The organism is Mesorhizobium sp. M7A.F.Ca.US.002.01.1.1, assembly GCF_004022955.1.
GTDB classification, from domain to species: domain Bacteria; phylum Pseudomonadota; class Alphaproteobacteria; order Rhizobiales; family Rhizobiaceae; genus Mesorhizobium; species Mesorhizobium ciceri.
Genome location: NZ_RZQE01000416.1, coordinates 1 through 5,301, shown reverse-complemented (window position 1 = coordinate 5,301; position 5,301 = coordinate 1). Strand labels below are relative to the sequence as shown.

The 5,301-nt window shown below is 64.8% G+C and carries 5 protein-coding genes; 1 reads left to right on the top strand and 4 read right to left on the bottom strand.

What is annotated here, in order from left to right; genetic code table 11:
* The coding region (locus tag EN932_RS28290; protein ID WP_164890653.1) for a DMT family transporter at positions 1 to 612 on the bottom strand (612 nt) is incomplete at its 3' end.
* A 222-nt stretch (positions 613 to 834) separates the two neighbouring features.
* On the opposite strand from EN932_RS28290, the gene EN932_RS28285 reads away from it, so the two are divergent.
* Entirely contained in the window at positions 835 to 1,716 is an 882-nt protein-coding gene (locus EN932_RS28285; RefSeq protein WP_024503767.1) for a LysR family transcriptional regulator, read from the top strand.
* On the opposite strand, the gene EN932_RS28280 is transcribed toward EN932_RS28285, so the two are convergent.
* The 3 genes from EN932_RS28280 to EN932_RS28270 form a co-directional block, all read right to left on the bottom strand.
* Entirely contained in the window at positions 1,695 to 2,066 is a 372-nt protein-coding gene (locus EN932_RS28280) for a glyoxalase superfamily protein (RefSeq protein ID WP_063169090.1), read from the bottom strand. The genes EN932_RS28285 and EN932_RS28280 overlap by 22 nt on opposite strands.
* Before the next feature lie 112 nt (positions 2,067 to 2,178).
* On the bottom strand, positions 2,179 to 4,767 hold the full coding sequence (locus EN932_RS28275) for a TIGR02302 family protein (RefSeq protein ID WP_127385274.1): 2,589 nt from the start codon (positions 4,765 to 4,767) through the stop codon (positions 2,179 to 2,181).
* A gap of 237 nt (positions 4,768 to 5,004) precedes the next feature.
* Positions 5,005 to 5,301 (bottom strand): pyridoxal-phosphate dependent enzyme (locus tag EN932_RS28270; protein WP_128369234.1); only part of this gene is annotated, 297 nt, incomplete at its 5' end.

Here is a 5,301-nt window from a genome sequence, read left to right as displayed (position 1 = left end):
GGTTATGCCGGCAAGGTGAAACGCGCCGGCAACCACGGCGGCGCCAACCAGATAGGCGCCGTTCTGATAGAAGGCCATCACGGTGGACGATTCGGTGTCGCCGATCTTGCGGGCCATCAGCTGCGAAAAACCATAGAGCGCCGCCGAGCCCAGCGACAGCAGCGCTGCCCAGTCGAACAGCCCTGCGCCGGGGCGCAGCATCACGAGGACGCCGAACAAGCCGATCAGCACGGTTGCCAGTGTCTGCCAGGAGACGCGCTCGCCAAGGTAGGGCCCGGCCAGCACCATGATGAACAGCGGCGCCATGAAATAAAGCGCCACCGCATCGGCAAGCGGCAAGGCGGCGATGGCCAGGTAGTACATCGTATAGGAGGTGAACTGGATGAAGGCGCGCACCGTCAGCATGCCGAATCGCTTCGACAGGATCGCCCGCAAGCCGACGTCGGCATGCACCAGAACGATCAGGATTGGCAGAGCGACGATCGAGCGGATCGCCATCACCTCGGTCACTGGATAACCGCTCGACACGGCTTTGACGAGCGGATCCTGCAGCGAAAAGACCAGCACGCCGAGGCACAGGCTCAGGATGCCGCCCACCATCCGATTTTGCATCTGCATCCAGGCTCCTGCGCGTACGATCCGAAGCTGCCGCCTGCGGGGTAAAAAGAACCCGCCACCGTTTCGGGCAGCGGGCACGAGTGAGGACTCTTGATTGGTCCGCGGCTGATTTCGCAGCCGCATATCCAATGGGTGAGGCGACTATCATCCGCCGTTTGACATGTTGCAAACGAATTGGAATGATGCCAGCAATCAAATTCTCTTATGGCGGATTTCATGCGGCCGACCCTCGACAGCGACCTCCTGCGCACCTTCGTGGCGATTGCCGAGACCGGCAATTTCACCAAGGCGGCGGAGCAGGCCGGCCGCACCCAATCCGCGGTGTCGATGCAGATGAAGAAGCTCGAAGATCTGATCGGCGCCAGCCTGTTCGAGCGCGGTTCGCGCGGCGTCGCGTTGACGCGGCGCGGCGGCGAACTCATCGTCAACGCCCGCCGCATCGTCTCGCTGCTCGACGAGACGTCGGCATCGATGGCGGCAGCGCCGCTTGGCGGGCCGGTGCGCATCGGCATTCCGGAGGAATATGGCCACGCCATCCTGTCGCGCGCGCTCGGCGCTTTCTCGAAGCGTCATACGCAGGTCGAGGTCACCGTGCGCTATGCCCATTCCGGGGCACAGATGGCGGCGCTCGCTGCCGGCGAGCTCGATCTGTGCGTGGTGTTCGAATGGCAGGATCCCGCCGGCGGCGAAGTGCTGATGCACGACCCGACCGTGTGGGTGACATCGTCCCTGCATCACATGCATGAGGAACAGCCGGTGCCGATCGCGCTCTACAACCGGGCCGGCTGGTGCAAGGACTTCGCCATCAAATCGTTGGAGCAGCGCGATCTTGCCTATCGTGTCGCCTATACCAGCGACACCACCGGCGGCCTCAAGCTCGCCGTCACCTCCGGACTGGCGATCGCGCCGATCTCGCGCAGCAACATTCCGGACGGCTGTCGTGAACTGACCACGGCGGACGGATTCGGCGCCATCGATTCCTCGAACGTGGTGATGCACCGCAACCCGAACGCGTCAGGCGAGGCGATCGACGGCATGCAGGATGCGATCCGCGAAGCCTTCGTCAACAGGCTCAGTCAGCCGGCGGCATCCTCGTAGAAATGCAGCCTGTTGCCGAACGGATCGGCGACCGATACCTCGCGGGTCTTCCAAGGCGTCTCTTCCACGCCTGGCCTGGCGAAGCGGTAGTTTTTGCCGGTCAGCTCGCCATGAAGAGCCGTGATGTCCTCGACCTCGATGCGCAGGGCGATGCCGGGTGCACCGTCGCCATGATGTTCGCTGAGATGCAGGACGCAGCCGTCGCGGCCGATCGCCATGTAGAGCGGCGCGTCGTCGGCGAAGCGATGTTCCCACTGCACCTTGAAGTCGAGGAAGCCGACATAGAATTCACGCGCCTTGGCAATGTCGAAGATGCGCAGGATGGGTGTGACGGCGCCAAGTCTGGGCATGGTGGTGCAACCGTGCGAGAGGGTTTTCAGGTGGGATGGACGGGGGCGGCAATCCCCTTGTTTTTTCGCAATTCCGGACGGAAAACCGCTTCACACATTTCCTGGAATTGCTCTATTTCAGCTCGAGCAGCCGTTCCAGATAGCTGCGTTCGATGTCAGGGCTGAGCGCATTGCCGAGCCGCTTGCGGATCGCTTCCAGAATCTGGCGGGCGCGCTGGACGTCGATCTCGTCGGGCACCTTCACCGAATCGCCGAAATCGGGACCCTGGCTGGCGCGCGGCCGGCCGAGCGGATCGCGATCGGCGTTCTGCTGGCGGCCGCCTTCCTCGCCGCCACCCTGGTCGCCCTGCATGGCCTGCATCTGCTTCATCATGTCCTTGGCGCCCTTGCGCAGCGCTTCCAGCGCCCGGCCCTGATGGCCGACGGCCGCATCGCCTTCGCCCTCGCCGAGTGCCTGTTCGGCATTGCCCATGGACTTGCCGGCCTCGCCAAATCCTTCATTGGGCTCCATACCCATGCCTTCGAGGCCCTTCTTCAGCTGTTCGAGGTCGCTCTGCAACTGGCCCTGGCCCTGCTGCAGCTGTTTCAGCGCATCGGCGAATTCCTGGGGCGTCATCGGCTTTTGCCGGGCGAGCGGATCGCGGTCTTCGCCGACGCCGGGTCTGTCCTCATCCTGGCCGCCTTCGCCGAGCTGCTCGTCACGGTTCTGCCCGCGCTGGCGCTCGCCGCGCTGCATCTGATCCATGCGGAAGGTGTCGTTCATCATCTCCTGCTGACGGCGCAGGATCTCGCCCAGCTTGTCCATCTGCTGGCGCATCTCGCTGTCCTGCTGGCCGCCTTGCTGCTGCCGGCCGGCCTGCAGATTGTTCATCATGTCCTGCAGTTGCGACAGCAATTGCTGGGCCTTGTCGCGATCACCGGACTTCGCCAGGTTCTCGATCTGGTCCATCATGCGATCGATGTCGCTCTGGCGCAGTTCCTGGCCATTCTGCTGCATCTGCGGGGCGTTGGGATTTTGCTTGGCGCGCTCCGCGAATTCCTGCAGGAACTGGTTCATCGCCTCGCGCAGTTCCTTCATCGCCTTTTCGATTTCAGCGTCGCTGGCGCCATTCTTGATGGCGTCCTGCAGCGCCTGTTGCGCCTGGCGCAGCCGCTTTTCGGCGGCCGAAAGATTGCCTTCCTCGATGCCGAGCGCGATTTCCCAGAGATAGGAGACCTCGCTGCGCAATTGATCGTCGCTGTCGGCCATCTTCAGCCGGGTGCGGGCGCTCATGATGGCGAGGTAGTGGGACATGTTGTCGAAGGTGTCTTCCGGCCGCAGCGTGATGGCGTCCATCAGGTCGAGCACGCGCGGCTTGGCGTTGGCGTCGAGCGCCAGCAGGCGGCGCTGTTCGATCACGGCGCGTGCCAGCGGATTGGCGAAAGGCCGCTCCGGCATCAGCAGCGTCTTGGTTTCGCTCGATGCGGTGTGCCCGGCATCGTCGGTAGCGACCAGCGTCAGCTTGATGCTGCTGCCGGCCCAGACATGCTCGGTCAGGTCCTTGGAGGTCCTGGCGGCGTTCGACTTGCCGCCGCGACGCGGCAGCGTCAGCGGCATTTCAGGTGCACCGTACAGTGGACGCGCATTCGGCGCCTGCGGATCGGCAAGCGCGAACACCGCCTTGGCGGTGGCGGCGCCATAGTCGTCGTCGATCTGGTAGTTGAGCTCGAAGGCGCCGTTGGCGGCGCGCTTGGGCTCGCCGACGAAGCGGATCTGCGGCGGCTTGTCCGGTACGACCGCGAAGGCCCAGCGGCCGAGCTGGTCCTCGCCCGACGTCAGCGTCAGCGTGCCGTCGCCGGTCAGCTTGCTGGTGAACTGGCGCACCTTGGACGGCGTCGCCGGGCTTGCAGCCGGCTTGGCGGCGGCCTGCGGTGCAGCCGGGTCGATGGCGCGGGAATTGCCATTCTTGTCGGCGTAGCCGAGCGTTTCCTCGCCTGAGCCGCCCGTCACGCGCAGCGAAACGTCACTGCCTTCGGGAACCGTAAAGGTCGGGATGGCCTGGTTGGCGTCGGCGGTCAGGAAGATCGGCGGCTTGCCGGTGTAGGACGGCGGCGTCACCCAGGCGTCGATGCGCGGCGGCACGATATCGCGCGCGCCATGGGCATTGAACCCGTCGCTGATCCTGCCGCCCGTCGGCCCGAAGGAGAAGGCGAAGGCGGTAACGAGCAAAAGGGCCGCTACCGCGCGCAGGGCCCAAGGGTCGCGCTCCGGCACGCGCGTGCGCGGCAGGTCGGCGCCGAGGTTGTCGAGCTTTCCGGCCATGCGCTTCTGGTGTTCGCGCCATAGCGCCTGCGAGAAGCTGCTTTCCCGGCCGCTTGGCCGGTCGGTCTGCACCAGCACCGGGCTGTGCAACAGTTGATTGGCTGCCTCGATGCGGCGGTCGATTTCGCCGGCGCCCGGCAGGCGGAAGAAACGCAGGGGATAAAGCGCGGCCAGTGCTGCTACGGCAAAGGCAGCGACCAGGCCGATGCGCGCCATATCCGGCAGCCGGGAGAATAGCCCGAGCCAGGAGATGCTGAGGAACAGGCTGGCAACGATGACGAGGGGAAGCAGCAACGGCCAGCCGCGCTCGACCACCATCGAGACCCGCGTGGCCAGCCTGCTCAAAGCCAGCCGCCCGGCGAGGCCGCGATCGCTGCTGAAGGTGGGTCGTTGCGTCATCGGCCCTTCCTTGAGCCTATGGCATCCCGAAACCGGGATGCGGCCCTATCCCTTTGAGCATGATCTGTTCCGAAAGGGATTCCATGTTTCGGGATCATGCTGTGGAGCGGGCAGATAGCCCGACGCCTCACGACTCAAAGAATACCAGCAAACACGGCAAAGGCGAGGCGGTTCGAAAAAACGTGAAGTGGACCGTTATAGTTCCATCCTGCATCGCTTTAGAAGGCAGCAGGCCCTTTAGAAGGTAGTGGGATCCGCATTCGCCCCGCAGACCAGCACGGCGACCCGTTCGCCCTGTGCCGGCGCATAGCGGCCCGACAGGATCGCGGCAAAGGCGGCCGCACCTCCCGGCTCGGAGATGATGCGGGTTCGGTTCCACAGCGCCTTCTGCGCGGCGACGATGTCGTCGTCGCCGACCAGGATCGAGCGTTCGACATAGGCCTCGGCGATCGGGAACATCATTTCGCCGACGCGCTTTGGCGCCAGTGAATCGGCGGCGATGCCCTCGGCCGGCGCATCGACGGGGTGTCCGGC